Genomic DNA, 19,108 nt, shown 5'->3' on the forward strand with positions numbered 1-19,108 from the left:
CCTCACTGCGGCGACAGGTCCCGCCGCGGGGGCAGTTCCTCCAGCGGATCCCCGGACGTCTCCGCGGCCGGTGATTCGAGCAGATACGGGTCGGCGGTTCCGGTGCGCTTCATGCTGTGCCACTTCAGGCGAATGCCGAGCAGCGCCGTGATCACGGAGTGGATGACCACCAGGTACATCAACTGCCGGTAGACGAACTGCTGGAGCGGCAGCACCCACAGCACGCGCAGCCGTTCCCGGTCGAGCCGCAGCGCGTACGCGGCGGTGACCAACTGGACGGCGAGGAACCCGAGCCAGACGAGGCCGGCCTCCACGGGGTCGCGGAACAGCGCCCCGAAGAGGGCGAACAGGTCCACGACCGGCGCGCACAAAGGCAGCACGATCTGGAACAGCGTGACGTAGAGCATCACGCGACGGCCGAAGCGTCCGGCGGGGCCGACCTCCTTCACCGTGTGACGGTGCTTCCACATCGACTGGAGGGTGCCGTAACACCAGCGGTAACGCTGGCGCCACAGTTGTCGTACGGTGCTGGGCACCTCGGTCCAGGCGACCGCCGACTCCTCGTAGACGACGCGCCACCCGGCCCGCCAGAGCGCCATGGTGAGGTCGGTGTCCTCGGCCAGGGTCTCGTCGCTGACACCGCCGATGCCCATCAGCGCGTCCCTGCGGAAGGCGCCGATCGCCCCCGGAACCGTCGGCATGCACTCCAGGACCTCGAACATCCGCCGGTCGAGGTTGAAGCCGAGGACGTACTCCAGGTGCTGCCATTTGCCCATCAGGCTGCGCCGGTTGCCGACCTTGGTGTTGCCGCTGACCGCGCCGACCGCCGGGTGGGCGAGCGGCTGGATCAGCCGGGCCAGCGCAGCGGGTTCGAAGATGGTGTCCGCGTCGACCATGACGACGATGTCGTGCCGGGCGTACGCCAATCCGGTGTTGAGGGCGCTGGGCTTGCCGCCGTTGGGCTGCCGGATCACCGTCACCCGCGGATCGTCGATGTCCTCGGCGATGTCGGCGGTCGAGTCGGTCGAGCCGTCGTCGATCACGATGATCTGCACGTGCGGGTGGGTGGAAGCGAGCAGCGAGTACACGGTGGAGGCTATGCCGGCCTCCTCGTTGTACGCCGGTACCAGGACCGTCACCGGGTCCCGCACCGCGCGCAGCCGTGGTGCGCCGGGCCGGTACCGGTGCAGCCTGCGTACGTGGAGCCGGGCGAACACCGCGAACAGGAGCATCCGCAGGACGCCGAGCACACCCGTGAGGGTCAGCGTCCACACCATCACGGTGAGGAAGGCGTGCCCGAGCCGCTGCGACCAGATCAGGCCCTCCCCCTTGATCTCCTCGATGACCGGGACCTTTTCGAGGAAGGAGGAACGGCCGAGTCCGCCGCTGATGGTGGTGAACCGTTTCACGCTGCGGTCCTCCAGCAGATCCTCGGCCTCGTGGTAGCCGAGGTCGGTCTGGCTGTGCTGTGTCACCACCCCCCGCCACGGCTTGCGGTCCTTGCGATCCGAGGCGACCACCAGATACCCCTGCGCCGCCGCGCGCTGCGCGGCCGGCCACTCGGGGCCGCAGAGCGTGTCCGCGGCCGTGGTGTGCGGCAGCCTCAGCAGGGTGGTGTTGATGCCGGCCGCACCCGCGAAAGCGGTCTGGGCGAGCGGCAGTTCGAGCCGCGCGCGCAGCGGTGAGGCGATACCGAGGTCGCCGCCGCTGTACGTGTACGAGCCGACCTCGTGTCCGTCGCGCAGGATCTGCCGCACCAGCTCCGGGTTCCGGGCCGCGTCCTTCCCGTAGACGAAGAAGGTCGCCCGTGCACGGTGTTTGCGCAGCAGGTCGAGCAGACGCGGCGTCCACACCGGGTCGGGCTCGCCGTCGAAGGTGAGCGCGACGGTCCCGGGTGGCATGGCCGCGGTGGTGACCCCCTTCGGGCCGAACCGCAGCAGCGGCTTCCCGTCGTCCGCCTCACGCGGGATCGGCCGGGTGCACGACGGCTTGGTGCGCGCGGCGTCGACCTGGTGGGTCGTCCAGCCCTCGAAGGCCAGGGCGACGGCGACCACCAGGAGGACCAGCAGGAGCACGAGCCAGTGTCCGCGCGGCGGGCGCCGCACATCGGCGGCGTGCCGGCTCACTGCTTCGGGCCTCCGGCCGACGGGGCGGATCTGCCGGCCGGCGGGCGGCGGCGGTCGTCGCGGTCCGCCCTGGCCCCGGCCGGCGGCCGGTGCGCCTCGGCTCGGGCCGGTGCGCCGCGGCCGTACTGCGACGTGCCGGCGACCGGACCGGAAGGCACCGGCCCGGTCATACTCGGCGGGTGCGTGCCGACGGGCTGCCGGAGTCCGCTGATCAGCATGCCGACGAAGAGCAGATACCCGAAGCAGGCGCAGCCCACGGCCAGCGCCACGACTTGCAGCGTCCGCCTGCGCCAGCCCGACCGGGAGATGAAGACGGGATGTCGGGGGACGGCGGCCTCGGGACGCCGCGCCGCCGGGGGCACGCGAAGCGCCGCGCCCTGGTGCGGCATGCGCGGTGTCATGTCCCGCCCCGTTTGCTGCGCCGGGTACTGCTCCCTGCGGGCAGGGGGTACGGACGACGATCGCCCGTCGTGCGGTGTGCTGGCTATGTGGGGGATGCCCTGCACTGGTGCTCCTGCTCTGCGGCCGCGCACGCGCGACTCTTTGTGTGGGGGATACGGACCCGGGGGTCCGCTGTACTGCCCGTGAGACATCGGAGCCGCATCCCGGCGCCCGGCGCGTACGGACGCTGCCCGTACGTGCGCATGCCATGCGCCCATCCCGGGTGGGGCCGGGAAGGCCGCGTACGCATGTGCCCTCACAAGGGCCGGGAGGACAGGGTGCAGCCCTCAGTGATCACGCAGCCCCCCGACCCTACTCGGGCACCCGGGTGGCACGGCAACAGGTCATCCTGGCTTTCACCTCGTGATAAACGACATTTACAGCGCCGAAATCCCGATCACACCCGGCGCCGCGACACGCTCCGTCCCTGCCTGGCGCCCGGCCCAGGTCGTACACGGTTTCAGAGCAGCGTCCGGTTCAGCATCCGATCATCGACTACTCGCGATGTGAGCCAGTCGATACGCTCCTGGCGAGTCGGGTTTCCTGTAGGGAGGCAAGCGATGGTCGAGGCTGCGGCGCTTCCGGCGCCCTGGCAGGTCAGGTTCCAGGCGGGCGACAACGAGGGCACCGCCGACACGCTCAAGGCCGGCGTCGGCGGATCGGCGGGGATGCGGCCGCACGAATTGCTGGAGGCGTCCCTGGCCACGTGCATGACCATCTCGGCGCGGATGGCGCTGGCGGACCTGGGCATCACCGATGCCGAGGTGCGTGTACGGGTGCACTTGGAGCGCGAGGAGTCCACGACGCGGTTCCGCTACGAACTTCTCCTCGCCCCGGAACTGGAAGCCCACCGGCCCGCGGTCGAGGAGCGCATCGCACAATCGCCGGTGCGCTCCACCTTGAGCAAGCCGCTGACCTTTGAACCTGCAACTCAGGCCTCCGGGACCGGACCACCGCAACCGTGATCCGCCGCTACCCGCCCCGGTCCGCACCGCGAAGCCCGTTTCCGCCGTTTCCATGCCCGGTATGCGGCCATGCCGATGCAGATCACCATGACGCTCACCCCCGTGGCCAGCAGCGGGTTGAGGTAACCGGGGACCAGGTCGAAAGCGGCATTGCACTTGTTGGAGAGCGGGAAATAGCCTGCTGATCCCGCGAAACCCCGGTCCCAGTGCTGCTGATGGTCCAGCCTGCACGTTTCCTCGATATCCCAGGGGAAACCGCTGAACAGGCCCCACGCATAGGTGATGAGGGTGCCGAGCAGAGCGTAAAAGGCACCTTCGATCCAGCGGCTTACCTGCACGCTGACCCACGACCGCATGAGAAACCGGAATACCCACATGACGGCGAACAGCGCCATGAGAGGGACGGCGAGCAATGCGGCCGTAGTTGTCAGTTTTTCAAGGATGGGAAACTCCTGCGGTCGTACTGAGAGCGGTCGCGATGCTCCGTAGGGCGGATGCCCAGGGTGCGTTTGAAGACGGTGCTGAGAGCGTAGGGGCTGCGCCCCGCCCCCGCCCCCCGGCTCCGGAGGCTCCCTCCGGGGCTTCCGGGGCCTGCCTTGCGCGGTGTGCCGCTCGCTCGTAGGAGGCGCGGGTACGGGGAGTGTGCCGGAGGCAGGTGACACGGCGTGCCGGCTCCGCTCCCCCGCACGACGAGGCTTGCCGGCCGTCCCGGAACCGCCCCCGCGCGCGGTATTGGCCCCGACTCCCCCATGTGGTGCCATGAGGCGAGTTCTGCCGGGATGACCGAAGTGACCTAGAAGCAACTCACTGAATGCGAGGATTCATGGATATTTCTCGCAGGCACCAGCAGGCACCCGCGCCCGTTCCCGCCCCGTACGGGGACGGCCTCCCGTACGGCCCCACCGGGCCCGCGCACGCGCCACCGGCGTGCGAGGGCGAGGACGGCCACACGGCGGCGGGGTGCGGCCACGAGCGGGGACACGTACTGGATTCCCTCTTCCACGGGCAGGGGTACGCCACGGCCGCCAGCCGCCGGATCTTCTGTGACCGATGTCGGCTCCAACGATGGCTCCGGGTGGAGGCGGCCCTGACGGCCAGTCAGGAACGGCTCGGCATGATCGCGTCCGGGACCGCGGCGCGGGTGGCGCGGGCCTGCGAACCGGGCCGGATCGATCTGGCCTCCCTGGAGCCCGAGTTCCGCCGTACGGGCCACTCCCTCGTGCCGCTGCTGCGCGGTCTGGAGGCGGCGTGCGAGGCGGGTTCGGGGGAAATGGTGCACCTGGGAGCCACCACCCAGGACATCCAGGACACCGCGCAGTCCCTGGAGATGCGGGACGTGCTCGACGAGGCGGACCGGGAACTCACCGCCATGACGACGCGCCTGATCGCGCTGGCCGGGGCGCACCGCGACACGCTGATGGTGGGCCGCACCCACGCCCAGCCCGCGCTGCCGATCACCTTCGGCCTCAAGGTGGCGAGCTGGCTCGACGAGCTGGGGCGGCACGGTGAGCGGCTGGCCCAGTTGCGCGAACGGGCCCTGGTGGCCCAGTTGCACGGCGGCGTCGGCACCATGGCCGGGTTCCAGGGGCGCGGGCAGGAACTGCTCACCGACTTCGCCGCCCGCCTCGGACTCGGTGAGCCCGTCGTGGGCTGGCACGTCGCGCGGGACCGGGTGGCGGAGTTCGGCACCACCCTGGCCCTGCTCACGGGAACACTCGGCCGGATCGCCGAGGAGATCCGGGTGCTCTCGCGCGCCGAGGTCGGCGAACTGTCCGAGGGCTGGGAGTACGGGCGGGTGGGCAGCAGCACCATGCCGCACAAACGCAATCCCGAACGTTCCGAACAGGTCGTCCTGCTGGCCCGCCTGGCCCGCTCCGCCGCCGCGCTCGGCGTCGAGGGCATGGTGCAGGAGCACGAGCGCGACGCGCGGGGCCTGCGGATGGAGTGGGTCACGGTCGCCGACGTATCGCACTACACGCTGGCGGCGCTGGCGATCCTGAACGAGGTCCTCGCCGGGCTCCGGGTGCACCGCGAGCGGATGGCGGCGAACGCGGCCTCGGTGGCGGAGTTCCTGTGCACGGAGGCGCTGATGCTGGCCCTGGGCGAACGTATCGGGAAGCAGAGCGCGCACACCCTGGTCTACGCGGTGAGCCAGCGGGCGCAGAGCGACGGCCGCCCGCTGCGCGTCTGCGTGCGCGAGTGCGCGGACATCACGTGCCGGATCTCCGCCGCGGCGCTCGACGACCTGCTCGATCCGGCCCGCTACGTGGGTGAGGCCGGCGCCCTGACCGACCGGGCGGTGGCACGCGCCCGGCTCGGACCGGTACCGCCCGGCACACCACGGGTCGCGCGCACCGAGGAGGGGGTGCCCTCATGACCGATCTGCTGCGATTCGACGGCGAACGGGCCTGCGAGGCCGACGTCGAGGCGCACACACCGGAGATGCGCGGGCAGCGGCAGCACCTGCTCCGGCAGCTCGCCGTGGCTTCCGGGGAGCGGGTGCTGGACGTCGGTTGCGGACCCGGTTATCTGATCGCGGAGCTGGTGGACCCGGTCGGCCCGGACGGTGAGGTGTGCGGCGTCGACATCAGCGCGTCGATGCTGGACCTGGCCAGGGCCCGGTGCGCGCCGGCCGGCGCGCGGGTGAACCTGGTGGCGGGGCGCTGCGAGGAGATTCCCTTCCCCGACGCGTCGTTCGACGCGGCTGTCTCCTCGCAGGTGTACGAGTACGTCGGCGACATCGAACGTGCGCTGGCCGAGCTGTACCGGGTGCTGCGCCCGGGAGGCCGCGCGGTGGTGCTCGACACGGACTGGGACTCCCTGGTGTGGCACTCCGCCGACCTCCCCCGGATGCGGCGGGTCCTGGCTCTGTGGGAGGACCATGTCGCCGATCCCCGGCTGCCCCGTCGGCTCGGTCCGCTGCTCCAGGAGGCAGGGTTCACGGAGGAGAGCCTGACCACGCTGACCTTCCTCAACCGGCGGTGCCACCGCGACGCGTACAGCTACTGGCAGATCGGCTTCATCGAGGCGTTCCTCGCCGGCCACCCCGGCGCGGACCCGGAGGAGACCAGGGCCTGGGTCCGGGAGTTGCGCGAACTGGACGCGGCGGGACGGTACTTCTTCAGCCTCGGCCGGTACGCGTTCACCGTGGCCAAGCCCGCCGACTGAGCCGTACGGGGGTGAGGCGGGGCGGCGGCCCGCCTCACCCCCGTACGCGCGCGAACTCCCGCAGGAATCCCGCCAGCGCTTGTACGCCCTCCCGGGGCATCCCGTTGTAGACGGACGCCCGCACCCCGCCCACCAGGCGGTGCCCGGCCAGGCCGAGGAGCCCCTCCTCCCGCGCGCGGTCGAGGAACTCCCCGGTCAGCGACTCGTCGGCGAGCCGGAAGACGACGTTGGTGACGGAGCGGTGGTCCGGGTGGGCGGTGGGCCGGTAGAACGCCGTGCGGTCCAGTTCCTCGTACAGCAGCCGCGCCTTGGCCAGATTCGTCCGCTCGACCGCCGCGAGGCCGCCCTGGTCACGTATCCACTCCAGGGTCAGGGAGAGGACGAAGACGGCGAAGGTGTTCGGGGTGTTGTCGAGGGACTTGGACGCCGCGTGGACGGAGTAGTCCAGCAGCCGGGGGGTCGCGGGCAGCGCGTGGCCGAGCAGGTCGTCGCGGACGGTCACCAGGGCCGTGCCGGCGGGCCCCAGATTCTTCTGGAACCCCGCGTAGACGATGCCGAACCGGCTGTGGTCCAGCCGCCGGGAGAGGATGTCGCTGGTGGCGTCGGCCACCAGCGGCGCGGGGCAGTCGCGCGGGAAATCGTTCCAGCGGGTGCCGTAGACGGTGTTGTTGCTGGTGAGGTGGAGGTAGGCGGCGTCCGGCGGGCAGTGCCGTACGGCCACCGCGGGTATCCGGTCGAATCCGGTGTCCCGGCTGTCGGCGACGATCGCGGCGGTGCCGTAGCGGGCGCCCTCGCGCTGCGCCTGCTGGGCGAACAGGCCGGTCACGACGTACCCGGCGGTGCGGGTCGGTGACCGGCCGATGAGGTTGAGCGGTACGGCGGCGCACTGCATCCGGGCGCCGCCGTGCACGAACAGCACGTGGTGGTCCTCCGGGAGCCCGGCCACCTCCCGGTACAGCGCCACGGCGGTGTCGAGCACGCCGGTGAAGCGGGGGTGCTTGTGACTGATCTCGACGATCGACGCACCGTCGCCCGCGTGCTCCGCGAACTCTTCGCGCACCCGCCGGGCCACCGGCCGGGGCAGCGTCGCGGGGCCTGCGGAGAAGTTGTACGCGGTCCGGGGCTCCGGCGTGCCGGGCGCACCCCGCCGGTTCCCCTCCGCCTGCCGTCGGTCCATCCCACGCCCCTCCTTCAGCCGTACGGCGGTCGGCCCGCCCGCCCCCCTCAGCACATCCGCAGCCCCTCCACGAACGCCTCGATGCCCTCGGAGCGGACCTGCGCCTCCGCGTCGGTCGCCGGACTCGTCCGGTCCCGCAGCCGCCGGGCCAGCGGTTCCAGCTCCTCGGCAGGCGCCACCGGCTCCCGGCGCAGCGACCCGGCCGCCAGGTCCAGGGCGCGCCGGCCCCACTCGGTCAGCGGCACCCCGGCGACCTCGGCCGCCCAGCCGCGGGTCTGGACTTCGGCGGCTGCCGTGCGGGCGTCCTGGAGCGACCAGCCGCCGAACAGGTCACGGCAGCCCTCGATGTCGCCCAGCCAGCCCAGCAGCATGGCCAGCCACGCGAACGTCTCCTCCTTGTGCATCGTGGGCAGGTGGCGGATCTCGACGAAGGTGCCGCGTCCGCCGTCCCGGAGCACCGCCTCGCCCCGGCCGGCCGCCACCGCCGCCAGCGCCTCGGTGACGGTGCACGTCTCGTCCAGCCGCATCCGGACGCGTACCGCCGGCCAGCAGAAGACCAGGCCGGACGCCAGGTCGGCGGTGGTGCAGTGCAGGATGCGCTTGGTGCCGTCCGGGTCGACGAACTCGGCGTGGCCCGCCTCGGCGAACTGCTGCGTCGTCAGCTCGGGCACCAGCGGGGTGTGGAGGGTGCCGTGCCGGGTGACCTCGAAGATCGGCAGCGCCCATGCCTCGCGCATGTAGTCCGCCAGGCTGCCGTAGAGGTGGCGGGGGTAGTGCAGGCGGTGGGCGAAGAACGGATTGGTCTCGGACAGTTCCGTGTAGCCGCGCAGCCGCAGGGAGTGCCAGGGCTGCACCCGGCCGCCGAACACCGCGGAGTTGGAGCCCCAGGCGAAGATCAGCGGTGTCATCTTGATCAGCGTGTTGCAGGCGTCGATCACCTGCGGCAGCGGGACGTCGACGTTGAACTGGACGGCGGCGAACCCGGGCCAGGCGTCGCTCGCGTAGTGCCCCGGGAAACGCTCGGCCTGTGCCAGCCACAGGCCGTAGTGCGCCTTGTCGGCCAGGTACGGGCCTCCGAGGGTCTCGGTCAGCGGCTGGCAGCCGTGCGCGAGGGCGGACAGCCCCTCGGCCGCCAGGGCCGGGAACACCACGTCGTCGAGCGTGCGGTGCCAGGCGGCCTTGGCGGCGGCGAACCCCTCTTCCGGCGGCAGGGCCGCCTCGACCGTGCAGACGCCGTAGTCGTTGCCCACGTCCAGGGTCCCGTGGTCGCGCGCCGACCGGGCGCCCACCAGCGTGCCGGTGGCGGCGTCGTGGTACGGGGTGAAGTCCGGGCGGGCGGCGAGCCGTTCGAAGACGGCCCGTACGGCCGGGCGGTCGGCCGCGGCCCCCCGGCGGTCGGCCACGGGCAGTTCTGATTCGATGCCGATCTTCATGTTCCAGGCTCTCCGTCGGACGAGGGGGCGTCGGTGGCGGGGCCACGCTAGGGCCCGGAGCCGGAACCTCGCCGAACGCCGGGCCGCGCTTCACGCTTTACGGTGAACTCCACCCCGTCCCCGATCTTCAGTACCTGGCTCCGCGCGTCCGGCACGCCGCCGACATGCCGCCGGTACGCGGCGATGACCTCGGCGTTCTTCTTCGGGACCAGGATGTTGTCGGCCAGCACCAGGCCGCCCGGACGCAGCGCCGGCCAGCAGGCGTCGAAGTCCCGTACGTACAGCTCCTTCCAGTGGTCCAGCAGGACGAGATCCACCGGGCCGGTCAGGGTGGGGACGAGAGCGGGCGCCTCCAGCGTGGTCAGTTCGACGACGTCGGCGAGCCCCGCCTCCGCCACGTTGTCCCGCTGCTCGGCCTGTTTCCCGGGGTCGACCTCGATGGAGTACAGGCGTCCGCCGGTGGCCCGTACCGCCTCGGCGAGCCAGAGCGTGGAGTAGCCGACCGAACCGCCGACCTCCACGACCGTGCGCGCGGCCGTCGCCCGGACCAGGGTGTTCAGCAGTTGGCCGACGTCCGGGCCGACGTCGAGCATGAAGGAGCCGGCGCGGTCGCGCAGGGCGGTGCCGCCCTGCGCGCGCAGCGTCTCCAGCTCGCGCTGCTCCTTGAGGGAGCGTTCCTCCAATTTCGTCAGGACGGCCGTGAGCCGGGTGTCCAGGTCCGGCAGGATCCGCTCCATCAGCCGATCCCGAAGAATCGGCGGGCGTTGTCGCACAGCAGCCGCCGCTTGGCCGCCTCGTCGATGTCCTTCCGGTCGGTCAGGGCGGTGACGGCGCCGGGGAACTTGGCGTCAAAGTGCGGGAAGTCGCTGGCGAACAGCAGATTCTCCGCCAGCCCCTGGTCGATGAGCACGGGCAGCAGCGGGTCCTCCGGCTCCACCCCCAGGTAGCACTGGCGCTTGAAGTAGGTGCTGGGCCGCTCGGGGAGCGGCGGCCGGTCCTTGGCGAACTGCTCGGCGTGGTCGTCCATCCGGTTCAGCCAGAACGGGGCCCAGCCCGCGCCGCTCTCCATGAAGGCGAACCGTACGCCCGGGAACCGCTCCAGGACGCCGCCGGTGATGAGCAGCATGACCGCCATCATGTGTTCGAAGGTGTGGCTGACGAGGTGGCCCTGCATGGTGTCGTGGGTGCGTTCCGTTCCGATACGGGGGATGCGTGCGACCCCGAAGCCCTCGTGGAAGCACACCGCCACGCCGTGTTCCTGGCAGAACTCCCACAGGAGGTCGTAGACCGGATCGTCGATGTTGGTACCGGCCACGGTGTTGGGACGCAGGATGACGGTGCGCACGCCCTGCTCCAGCGCCCGGCGCGCCTCGTCCACGGCCAGCACGAGGTCGTGCTGCGGCAGCGCGGCGACCGGGAACAGCCGCTCCCGGTCCTCGGCGCAGTAGGCCAGGACCCAGTCGTTGTACGCCTTGGCGACCTCGTACGCGAAGGCCGAGCTGCGCAGCGCCGGGAGCAGGCCGAGCACCTTGGACGGGAAGATGTAGGCGCGGCTGATGCCCTCCCGCTCCATGGCGGTGAGCCGGTCCTTGGGGTCCAGGCCGCCGCGCCGCAGGGCGCCGAGGACGTCCACGGCGGCCGGGTCGTCGAACTTCCAGCTTCCGGGGGTGTAGGTGGCTCCCTGGGTGCCGCCGAACCAGGCGGCCTGGGTGGGCCGGCCGTGGAAGGTGGACGAGGGCTGTTCGATGACCCGGCCCTCGGCGGTCAGCGTGTCGTCCCGGTAGGACGGCATCCAGGCGGCGTACTTCGCGGGCAGCCTCCCCCGCCACCAGTCGTCGGAGTCGGGCAGCACGATGTGGCTGTCCGCGTCGATGACGGGGTAGTCACGATGAGCGACCATGTACCACTCCTTCGGGAGATCCCGGGAAGGTCTGCCGGTCGGCGCGCCCGGCGCGCGGGCCCGCACGCACGCGCCGGTCCGGAGACCGGCCCTCAGGCCGGTGGCCGCCCGCGCCCGCGTAGGGATGTCGTCCCCGCTTCCGAGACTTCGGACCATTGTTCCCGCCCTGCGGGGAAAGGGAAGAGGGGCGCCCGGCCAATGAAGCCCCAGGCGGGCCCCGTCACCACTCCCACCCCGACGGCCACTTCCGTGACCGCTCAGCGGACGCGGCAATCCCGCCCGACCCGCGCACGCCGGCGCCGGGGCCTGCTGCCCCCGCGTCCTCGCGCTCTCCCGCGCGCCGGAGTGCGCATCCGTCAGTCGGTTGCGCACGCCATCGCAGGACGAACGCCGCGCACGCCCCTTGTGCGCCGGTGGCGGGCGGAGGAAGCATAGTTAATTGTGAAAGTACCCCGGGTCCGGGGAAGCCGCCGCAACCGACAGGGGTGACGGGCGGTATCCGAGCGGCCGGCCCCGGGCGAACGCGGGAGTGCGGGAATGCGGGATTACGCGAACGGCTGATCGAGCCGTCGATCTCCTCATGGACGGATAGTCAGGAGCTTCTCTCCCTATTGGTACTGGCCGATCGGCCTGTGGGTACTGGCCGGCCGGCCGGCGGAGCAAGCGTGCGGTACGGCGGGACCCGGCGCGAGGTAGGGAGGAATTCCATGTCGTCTGTTCGGTCGGTTCCACGGGTTTCTGCGAGCGCGACGTTCTTGGACTACGGGGTCACGACCGCGACACGCCTTCTCGGCAGCGCGGGCATGGACGTCGAACAGGGCACAAAGGTGCTGCGGCGGATGCTGTCCCCGTGGGGGGCGAGGCGGATCGGAGCGAACCCCGGTTGGCACTCCGACGTATGCGCCGACGGTTCGCCGATCGAGTTCTCGGCGGCCTTCTCCGGGGAGGACATACAGATACGGGTGCTCGTGGAGGCCCTTCCCGACCGGCTGAGCACCTCGTCCGCGCAGACCGCGGCGCTCGATCTCACCGAGGGGCTGACCCAGGACTTCGGCGCCGCCGGAAAGCGGCTGGCGATGGTGTCGGACCTGTTCCTGCCGGACGAGGACCCGACCGGCTTCGCCATGATGCACGCCGCCGCCCTCGCACCCACCGGCGGGCCCGCATTCAAGGTCTACCTCAATCCGAACGCCAATGAGGGCATGACCGGCACCGAGCGGACCCGCGAGGCACTGGACCGCCTCGGGTTCGGAAAGGCGTGGGCTGCGGTCAGCGCCTACGCGAGCCGGGGATTCGACCTCGACAGGATCGTCTACTTCGGTCTCGACCTGGCCGACGGCCCCGCGTCACGCGTGAAGGTGTACTTCCGCCACTACGACATCTCTCCGGCGGAACTCGACGCCAAAATGGAGATCTCGCTTCAGCACGAAGCCGGATTCCTGGGGGAGTTCTGCCGTCGGCTGACCGGCAGCGACAGTGAGGTACGGGCCCAGCCGCTGGTCAGCAATCTGACGTTCACGGACGCCGGCGGGCACATACCGGTGTCCGCGACGCTGTACGTCCCGTTGTGGCGGCACACGGCGAGCGACCGGACCGTCCGGGACCGCATCAGCTCGGTCATGGCCGACATGGGCCTTTCCCTCGACGGCTATCGGTCGCTGCTGAACCTCATGGCCCGGCGTCCGCTCGCGGCCGGCCGTGGCATCCACACGTACGCATCGGCCCGGATGCACCACGGACGGCCTCGCCTGACCATCTATTGGTCGCCGGAACTCTACGACCGGTATCCGCCTGCCCGTTATCAACGGGGGTGAGCGCCGTGCCACTGTCCGACGCGTACCGGCACCTGTTCGACGACGCGCAGGTCCGGCCCGGCCTGCTGCGGCAGCGGTCGCCTCTCCGGTGGGGCGCCTGTCCACCCGACGTCATCCCGCTGACGGCGGCCGAGCCGGATTTCCCCGGGCCCCCGGTGGTCACGGACGCCCTGCACGCGGCTCTTGCCGACGGCTACTTCCCCTATGCGTCGCTCACGGAATGCGGTGAACTCCGGGAGGTCTTCTCCGACGTCGCCGAAACCCGTTACGGGATCGGCAGTCATCCCGATCGGGTGGTGGCGGCACCGGGGACCGCAGCCGCGCTCTGGGGCGTGGTGCACCTTCTGTGCGGAGAGGGCGACGAGTGCATTCTGCTGGACCCGGTCGACCTGCTCTTCGGCCAGGCCATCGACGCCGCGGGGGCCCGGCGGGTCTACTGCCCGGTGGACAAGGGCACGGGATTGCTGGACCCGGGCCGGCTCGCCTCCCTGATCACTTCGCGCACCGCCCTGATCTGCATGTGCAATCCGCACAATCCGCTGGGCACGGTCTTCACCGAAGCGGCCCTTCGCGCGGTGGCGGAGACGGCGGCTGCGTACCGGATCCCGGTCCTTTCCGACGAGGTGTGGAACGAGATCGTGTACCCGCCCGGAGCGCACGTCAGCATGGCGAGCCTGAACACCGGGAACAGTCCCCGCATCTATACGGTGACCGGCCTCTCCAAAACATTCGCGCTGCCGGGCCTGCGGATGGGATTCGTGATCGCCCCGACCCTGCGGGAGGCGGACGCCCTACAGCTCACCTTCCGGCGTCTCGGCGCCACGTACAGCATGACCCCCTTCACCCAGGCCGGTGCCCTGGCCGCCCTGCGTCACGGCTGGCCCTGGAGGGACACTTTCCTGGAACATCTACGGGAGGTACGTGATTTCTGCGTGGACCGGCTGAACTCGATTCCGGGAATTTCCTGCAACCGCCCGGACGGGACGTACGTACTGTTCCCCGATGTGTCCGCCACCGGGCTGAGCAGCCGGGCGATGGGCGAATTCCTGCTGTCCCGCGCCCGGGTGGCGGTGGTGGCCGGTACACCGGAGTGGTTCGGCCCGGCCGCCGAAGGCAATATCCGTATCAGCTACGCCACTTCGCGGGCGGTCATGGAAGAGGCGATGCACCGCATCGCCGGAGCCGTTGGCGAACTCCTCACCGGTGGCCCGGCCGCCCTCCAGGCCACCGGGGCCCGGCGATAGAGCGTCACCGCCCCCACCCGGGCATCAGCCTCGCAGCCGTGCCTTCAACGAGATCCACCAGGATGTACGCCGCTTCCTCCGGGAGGGAACCGGCAGCGGCACCACCGACGGAAAACGGGCCGGGGGCTCGGCAGCGGACTCAGAGCCGCTGCCGGTGGCGCCCCGGCCGCTGCCCGCGGCACTCCACAGCTGCTGCCCGGCCTCCGCGGAGGCACGCACCGCACCGGCGGGCGCGGTGAACGTCACCGGGAGGCTGGCCAGGTGCCGTGTCATCCAGCCCGATTTCCAGCTCAGTTGTTCCTCGGGGATGCGCAGTCGTACGTCGGGGAGCCTCGCCAGCAGCGCGTCGATGCCGGTGTCGGCGATGGCGCGGCCGATGTTCTGGCCGGGGCACTCCTGGGGACCGCTGCTGAAGGCGAGGTGCGAACGGTTGCCGTGCAGGGGGATCGAGGGGTCCGGCCGGACGGACGGATCGTGGTTCCCCGCGGCCAGGCCCAGCAGCAGCATGTCCCCCGCCTCGACCTTCTGACCGCCGACCTCCGTGTCCACGGCGGCCCACCGGCCGGGAATGGTCATCAGCGGCGGTTCGCTCCACAGCACCTGCTCCACCACGTCGGGCAGGGTCATCTGCCCGCCGGCCAACGAGGCGTGGCACCGGGGGTCGGTCAGCACCATCCGCAGGGTGCTCTTGAGGAGGTTGACCGTGGTTTCGTTGGCGGCGATGAGGATGACCCGCAGGTGGTTCCACACCTCCTCGTCGGTCAGCCGCGAGGAGTGTTCGATCAGCCAGGACGTGACGTCGTGGCCGCGGTTGCGGCGCTTGCGCCGCACGAGCTCCGTGAGGGTCTCCACGATGAACGCGTTGCTGGCCACCGAGGTTTCGGTGCCCGCCACCATGTCCCTGCTGGCGGCGACCAGCCGCGGCCCGTACTCGTCGGGCATGCCCAGGAGCTGCGTCAGGACGAGCATGGGCAGGTGCTCGCAGAACTCCTCGGCCAGGTCCGCCTCCCCCCGCTCGGCGAAGCCGTCGATCAACTGGTGCGTGAAGCGGGTGATGTGCCGCCGGATTCCGCGGCGGTTGAAGCGCTCCAGGCTGTCGGTGACCGCCAGGCGCAGCCGGTTGCGTTCCTCGCCGTCCAGGAACAGGCAGACCGGCTGCCAGGCGATCATCGGGAGCAGCGGGGAGTCCGGCGGGACCCGCCCTTCCCTGAACCAGCGCCAGATACGGGAGTCACGGCTGAACCGGGCGGGTGTACCGGCGACTTCCAGGATCTCGCGGTATCCGAGGACGAGCCAGGCCGGGAGGTCGCCGTCCAGCAGAACGGGCGCGATGGCGCCGTGCCGGGCGCGCAGGCGCTCGTACAGGCCCATGGGATCCTCGGCCGCCTCGGGGCCGAAGAGCCGCGCCAGTCCGTCCGGGGCGCCGAACCGGGCGTGTGCCGGACACCCGGGAGGCGGAGTGGGAGCCCACGCGGTGCGGGGCTGTTCGGGGAAAGAGGAGGTCACCGTCGCTCCGGGGTCGTGGTGGTGAGGGCGTGCAGGTAGCGCATGAGGGTCAGCAGGCCGTCGCGGCTGGAGACGCGTTCGCGGGCATCGCAGTCGATCACCGGCACCCCGTCGGGGATGTCCAGGGCCTCCCGGAGTTCGGACGCCGGGTAGCAGGGTGCGTCCGGGAAGGCGTTGATGGCGACGATGAAGGGCACCCCGCGTTCCTCCAGCCGGCCCATCACGTCGAAGCTGTCTTCCAGCCGCCGGGTGTCGATCAGGACCACGGCGCCCAGCGCTCCTTCGAAGAGCCCGTCCCACAGGAACCAGAACCGCTGCTGGCCCGGGGTGCCGAAGACGTAGAGCACCAGCTTGTCGCTGAGGGTGATCCGGCCGAAGTCCATCGCCACGGTGGTCTCGTTCTTGCGCTCGACACCGGCGATGTCGTCCACTCCGGCACCGGCCTGCGTCATGATCTCTTCGGTGGTGAGGGGCCTGATCTCACTGACCGAGCCGACCAGGGTGGTCTTCCCGACCCCGAAGCCGCCGACGATCACCACCTTCACCGCGGTGCTGACCGAGGCCGGCAGGATGTCTTCGCTCCGGGGGCCGACGACGGGTTCAGAGATTCTGTAGTCCATGCATCACCGCCTCCAGGAGTTCCACGTCGGGCAGCGACTGGGTCAGAGCCGATGCCCGTGCCTCGACATGTCCGCTGGCCAGGAGGTCCGTGAGCAGTACGGTGATCACGCTGACCGGCAGGTGGAGATAGGCCGAGATCTCGGCGACGGAGAGCGGGTAGCCGCAGATGCGGACGATGGCGGCGGGTTCGGGCTGCATGCCCGGACCGGGTTCGCCGCGGCTCACGATCAGCGTGACCATGTCGAGAGAGGCGTGCCGGTCGGGCGTTTTCCGGCCGGACGTGATGACGTAGAGCCGTTCGGGGCCGCCCTCTTCCCAGGGCCGGTGCTGTTCCTGCTCCGGATCACTCATGGGGCCTGCCGGTCCGCCCGTGGCGGGCTGGTGAGGTGCTGCCCGATCCGGGCGACCAGATCGCGCATCCGCTGCCCTATGAGGCCGGCGTCCACGTCGTCGTCGGCCAGCACCGCCAGATAGGCGCCCGCGCCGGCCGCCATCAGGTAGAAGAAGCCGCCGTCGACCTCGACGACGACGAGTTTCATCCGGCCGTCGCCCCGCGGGAATTCCGCGCCGATGGCCGCCGACAGGCTCTGCAGCCCGGCGCAGGCGGCGGCGAGCCGGTCGGCGGTGTCGTTGTCCGCACCGAACTGCGCCATGCACAGGCCGTCCGAGGACAGCACCACGACATTGCGGGTCTGCGGAACGCCGGCCGCCAACTCCTCCAGCATCCAGTCCATGTTGAGCCGCTGCTTTGTCGCCACTTGCTCACTCATCCTTCTCTGCCGGCTCGGTCACTGCTCGGGCTCTTCATCGCTCGGATTGTGGGGACGCTGCTCCGGGGCCCCGGCCGCGGGCCCGCCGGAGTCACCGTCGAGGAAGGCGGACATCCACATCCCGGCCGGTGCGGACCGGCCGGACGCCGTCGGGGAGCGGGCGTCGGACCCGGCGGGCGGCGCCTGCTGCGGCCGCACGGACGAGATCACCGTGCGGGTGCGCCGCCTGCGCTGCGGGAGGCCGTTGGCGGTGCGCGGAGCGTCGGCGGGCACCGGCTCGTCGACGGCCGCTTCGGCACGGTGCTTCGGGCCGCTGGGGCGGCGGGGCGGCGGCAGGCTGGCCGCCTTGGCCAGGGCCCCGCCGGGCACCGGGGTCACGGTGATCAGGTCCGGCGGTACGACCAGGACGACGCGCACGCCGCCGTACGCGGACACCCGCAGGGAGACCTTGAAGCGGTTCGTGTGGGACAGCCGGCCGACCACCGCCAGGCCGAGCCGTGGTGACTCGCCCAGGTCGTCGAGGTCCAGTCCGCTCTTCGAGTGCTGCGCCAGGGCCCGCTCGGCGCGGATGCGGGCTTCGTCGGTCAGGCCGAGCCCGGCGTCCTCGATCTCGACGGCGACGCCGGACTGGACCTCGGCCGCGGTCAGGTGCACGCGGGTCTGCGGCGGTGAATAGCGGGTGGCGTTGTCCAGGAGTTCGGCCACGGCGTGGATCAAGGGTTCGGCGGCGCGGCCGAGGACTCCGACGTCGGCCACCGAGTGCAGGTCGACGCGCTGGTAGTCGGTGATCCGGGACATGGCACCGCGCAACACGTTGAACAGCGGGATGTCCTTCTGCCACTGACGCCCCGGCCGGGCGCCGCCGAGGACGGCGATGCTGTCCGCCAGCCGGCCGATCAGGGCGGTGCGGTGGTCGAGGTGCAGCAGGTCGCCGAAGACCTGTGGGTCCTGGCCGTGCCGGTCCTCCATCTCGCGTAGTTCCAGGGCCTGCTGGTGCACGATGGCCTGGACGCGCCGGGCGATGTTGACGAAGGCTCGCTGGGCGGAGTCACGCAGGTCCTCCTCGGTCTCCACGGCCTGGAGGACGTAGCGCAGCACCGCGTGGTGCGCGGCTTCGAACCGGGGGCTCACCCGGGACGCCTGGCAGGTGCCGCGCAGTGCCTCGTCGACCGGCATGCCCTGCTGGAGCCGGGCCATGGCCGCGGGCAGGGTTTCCTTGGCCATCCGTTCCGTCTCGGTCTCCTGCTCGGCCAACTGCCGTTGCAGGGCGGCCTCTCTTTCGGTGTACTGCCTGCGCAGTTCTTCCAGCGCACGCCCTCGGCGCGCTGCTTTCCGGGTCGCGGCGGCCACTGCCGCGGTGGCGAGAGCGCCGATCCAGACGGCGTGGGCGCCGGCCGCCGACGGCAGCATCGGAACGGCCACGGCCACACATATGGCCAGGAAGACGGGTGGCAGCAGCCACATTGCGGTAGAGGCCGGCCCCGGCCTTCCGGGTGACGAATCAGCATGAACCATCGGCAGCCTCAGAGCGCTATGGGAAGGGAATGGGCGTCGTACACGTCGTCGTACATGCGTCGCTCACGGAATTCACGGACGTCGAGAAAGCAGCGAATAGGCGATGGCCGACCATCGGTTCGCACACACCGGTCAATTGCCGCGGTGCACGCCGGGCCGATGTGTCGTAACGGTCACGGCTCGCTGCGCGGCAGTGAGCATAGCGGGGCCCGCGGGGCTCCGCGGGGCATGTGCACACAACACCTGAATGTACTCATGTACGAAAGTCAGAAGAATCGTTTGGCGCTAGTCATTCACCGGTCGGGGCGGAGCGGGGGCGGCGCGGCAGGTAATCGAATGGGCAGCAACTCGCCGGAGAATTCGGGAAATGCGGCTCGGTACGTCGTACCGCCGTCCCCGGAAGGCGCTCTCGCGGCCCCCAGTCCCCC

At 71.0% G+C, this 19,108-nt stretch carries 17 protein-coding genes; 5 read left to right on the forward strand and 12 right to left on the reverse strand.

The genetic code is table 11. From position 1 onward, the window contains the following. Positions 1–2: 2 nt before the first annotated feature. Together A6A06_RS25920 and A6A06_RS25925 are read right to left on the reverse strand one after the other, a co-directional pair. Positions 3–2,126, reverse strand: a complete 2,124-nt coding sequence (locus A6A06_RS25920; protein ID WP_073763804.1) for a bifunctional polysaccharide deacetylase/glycosyltransferase family 2 protein — start codon at positions 2,124–2,126, stop codon at positions 3–5. Beyond that, complete coding sequence (locus tag A6A06_RS25925) at positions 2,123–2,527, reverse strand: hypothetical protein (RefSeq protein WP_073763806.1); 405 nt, start codon at positions 2,525–2,527, stop codon at positions 2,123–2,125. Before A6A06_RS25925 ends, A6A06_RS25920 begins: the two co-directional genes overlap by 4 nt. 600 nt (positions 2,528–3,127) lie before the next feature. Here A6A06_RS25925 and A6A06_RS42060 point away from each other — a divergent pair. Next, positions 3,128–3,532 (forward strand): OsmC family protein, encoded by a 405-nt coding sequence (locus tag A6A06_RS42060; protein ID WP_073763808.1) that lies wholly within the window; start codon positions 3,128–3,130, stop codon positions 3,530–3,532. On the opposite strand, the gene A6A06_RS25935 is transcribed toward A6A06_RS42060, so the two are convergent. Continuing rightward, positions 3,499–3,927 carry a hypothetical protein gene (locus tag A6A06_RS25935; protein ID WP_199931150.1) on the reverse strand — a complete coding sequence of 143 codons (429 nt, stop codon included), beginning with the start codon at positions 3,925–3,927 and terminating at the stop codon, positions 3,499–3,501. The genes A6A06_RS42060 and A6A06_RS25935 overlap by 34 nt on opposite strands. A 428-nt stretch (positions 3,928–4,355) precedes the next feature. On the opposite strand from A6A06_RS25935, the gene A6A06_RS25940 reads away from it, so the two are divergent. Both A6A06_RS25940 and A6A06_RS25945 read left to right on the forward strand, forming a co-directional pair. Further along, entirely contained in the window at positions 4,356–5,909 is a 1,554-nt protein-coding gene (locus A6A06_RS25940; RefSeq protein WP_242440938.1) for a class-II fumarase/aspartase family protein, read from the forward strand. Then, the gene (locus A6A06_RS25945) at positions 5,906–6,700 is read left to right on the forward strand and encodes a methyltransferase domain-containing protein (protein WP_073763812.1); all 795 of its coding nucleotides are present in this window, start codon (positions 5,906–5,908) and stop codon (positions 6,698–6,700) included. The genes A6A06_RS25940 and A6A06_RS25945 overlap by 4 nt, the downstream gene beginning before the upstream one ends. A 34-nt stretch (positions 6,701–6,734) precedes the next feature. Here the strand turns inward: A6A06_RS25945 and serC are convergent, their stop codons facing one another. Genes serC through A6A06_RS25965 form a run of 4 tightly spaced genes read right to left on the reverse strand, consistent with a single transcriptional unit; the run spans position 6,735 to position 11,210 of the window. Then, on the reverse strand, positions 6,735–7,877 hold the full coding sequence (gene serC / locus A6A06_RS25950) for a 3-phosphoserine/phosphohydroxythreonine transaminase (protein ID WP_073763814.1): 1,143 nt from the start codon (positions 7,875–7,877) through the stop codon (positions 6,735–6,737). Positions 7,878–7,924: 47 nt separating this feature from the next. Further along, the gene (locus A6A06_RS43575; protein ID WP_073763816.1) at positions 7,925–9,310 is read right to left on the reverse strand and encodes a glutamate-cysteine ligase family protein; all 1,386 of its coding nucleotides are present in this window, start codon (positions 9,308–9,310) and stop codon (positions 7,925–7,927) included. Positions 9,311–9,357: 47 nt separating this feature from the next. Continuing rightward, positions 9,358–10,047 carry an O-methyltransferase gene (locus A6A06_RS25960; RefSeq protein ID WP_079194341.1) on the reverse strand — a complete coding sequence of 230 codons (690 nt, stop codon included), beginning with the start codon at positions 10,045–10,047 and terminating at the stop codon, positions 9,358–9,360. Next, positions 10,047–11,210: an amidohydrolase family protein gene (locus A6A06_RS25965; protein ID WP_073763818.1), complete on the reverse strand. Its 1,164-nt coding sequence runs from the start codon at positions 11,208–11,210 to the stop codon at positions 10,047–10,049. The genes A6A06_RS25960 and A6A06_RS25965 overlap by 1 nt, the downstream gene beginning before the upstream one ends. Positions 11,211–11,917: 707 nt before the next feature. Between A6A06_RS25965 and A6A06_RS25970 the strand changes: the two genes are divergently transcribed. After that, entirely contained in the window at positions 11,918–13,024 is a 1,107-nt protein-coding gene (locus A6A06_RS25970; protein ID WP_073763820.1) for a tryptophan dimethylallyltransferase family protein, read from the forward strand. Beyond that, the gene (locus A6A06_RS25975; protein ID WP_073763822.1) at positions 13,021–14,268 is read left to right on the forward strand and encodes a pyridoxal phosphate-dependent aminotransferase; all 1,248 of its coding nucleotides are present in this window, start codon (positions 13,021–13,023) and stop codon (positions 14,266–14,268) included. The genes A6A06_RS25970 and A6A06_RS25975 overlap by 4 nt, the downstream gene beginning before the upstream one ends. A 24-nt stretch (positions 14,269–14,292) precedes the next feature. On the opposite strand, the gene A6A06_RS25980 is transcribed toward A6A06_RS25975, so the two are convergent. The 5 genes from A6A06_RS25980 to A6A06_RS26000 are packed head-to-tail and all read right to left on the reverse strand — an operon-like array spanning position 14,293 to position 18,680. Next, the gene (locus A6A06_RS25980) at positions 14,293–15,774 is read right to left on the reverse strand and encodes a cytochrome P450 (protein ID WP_073763824.1); all 1,482 of its coding nucleotides are present in this window, start codon (positions 15,772–15,774) and stop codon (positions 14,293–14,295) included. After that, entirely contained in the window at positions 15,771–16,394 is a 624-nt protein-coding gene (locus tag A6A06_RS25985; RefSeq protein ID WP_073763826.1) for a GTP-binding protein, read from the reverse strand. The genes A6A06_RS25980 and A6A06_RS25985 overlap by 4 nt, the downstream gene beginning before the upstream one ends. Further along, positions 16,375–16,746 (reverse strand): DUF742 domain-containing protein, encoded by a 372-nt coding sequence (locus A6A06_RS25990; protein ID WP_073763828.1) that lies wholly within the window; start codon positions 16,744–16,746, stop codon positions 16,375–16,377. The genes A6A06_RS25985 and A6A06_RS25990 overlap by 20 nt, the downstream gene beginning before the upstream one ends. Continuing rightward, on the reverse strand, positions 16,743–17,129 hold the full coding sequence (locus A6A06_RS25995; RefSeq protein WP_199931222.1) for a roadblock/LC7 domain-containing protein: 387 nt from the start codon (positions 17,127–17,129) through the stop codon (positions 16,743–16,745). The genes A6A06_RS25990 and A6A06_RS25995 overlap by 4 nt, the downstream gene beginning before the upstream one ends. 54 nt (positions 17,130–17,183) lie before the next feature. After that, on the reverse strand, positions 17,184–18,680 hold the full coding sequence (locus tag A6A06_RS26000; protein WP_199931151.1) for an ATP-binding protein: 1,497 nt from the start codon (positions 18,678–18,680) through the stop codon (positions 17,184–17,186). Positions 18,681–19,108: the final 428 nt, after the last annotated feature.

Origin of the sequence: Streptomyces sp. CB02923 (genome assembly GCF_001905005.1) — a bacterium.
GTDB lineage: Bacteria > Actinomycetota > Actinomycetes > Streptomycetales > Streptomycetaceae > Streptomyces.

Excerpts from the sequence above, each read along its gene's own strand:
- A6A06_RS25940 (WP_242440938.1), top strand. The coding sequence starts at position 4,356 with ATGGATATTTCTCGCAGGCACCAGCAGGCACCCGCGCCCGTTCCCGCC.
- A6A06_RS25990 (WP_073763828.1), bottom strand. The coding sequence starts at position 16,746 with ATGAGTGATCCGGAGCAGGAACAGCACCGGCCCTGGGAAGAGGGCGGC.
- serC (WP_073763814.1), bottom strand. The coding sequence starts at position 7,877 with ATGGACCGACGGCAGGCGGAGGGGAACCGGCGGGGTGCGCCCGGCACG.
- A6A06_RS25985 (WP_073763826.1), bottom strand. The coding sequence starts at position 16,394 with ATGGACTACAGAATCTCTGAACCCGTCGTCGGCCCCCGGAGCGAAGAC.
- A6A06_RS42060 (WP_073763808.1), top strand. The coding sequence starts at position 3,128 with ATGGTCGAGGCTGCGGCGCTTCCGGCGCCCTGGCAGGTCAGGTTCCAG.
- A6A06_RS25995 (WP_199931222.1), bottom strand. The coding sequence starts at position 17,129 with ATGGACTGGATGCTGGAGGAGTTGGCGGCCGGCGTTCCGCAGACCCGC.
- A6A06_RS25970 (WP_073763820.1), top strand. The coding sequence starts at position 11,918 with ATGTCGTCTGTTCGGTCGGTTCCACGGGTTTCTGCGAGCGCGACGTTC.
- A6A06_RS25935 (WP_199931150.1), bottom strand. The coding sequence starts at position 3,927 with ATGGCGCTGTTCGCCGTCATGTGGGTATTCCGGTTTCTCATGCGGTCG.
- A6A06_RS26000 (WP_199931151.1), bottom strand. The coding sequence starts at position 18,680 with ATGGTTCATGCTGATTCGTCACCCGGAAGGCCGGGGCCGGCCTCTACC.
- A6A06_RS25965 (WP_073763818.1), bottom strand. The coding sequence starts at position 11,210 with ATGGTCGCTCATCGTGACTACCCCGTCATCGACGCGGACAGCCACATC.
- A6A06_RS43575 (WP_073763816.1), bottom strand. The coding sequence starts at position 9,310 with ATGAAGATCGGCATCGAATCAGAACTGCCCGTGGCCGACCGCCGGGGG.
- A6A06_RS25945 (WP_073763812.1), top strand. The coding sequence starts at position 5,906 with ATGACCGATCTGCTGCGATTCGACGGCGAACGGGCCTGCGAGGCCGAC.
- A6A06_RS25960 (WP_079194341.1), bottom strand. The coding sequence starts at position 10,047 with ATGGAGCGGATCCTGCCGGACCTGGACACCCGGCTCACGGCCGTCCTG.
- A6A06_RS25925 (WP_073763806.1), bottom strand. The coding sequence starts at position 2,527 with ATGACACCGCGCATGCCGCACCAGGGCGCGGCGCTTCGCGTGCCCCCG.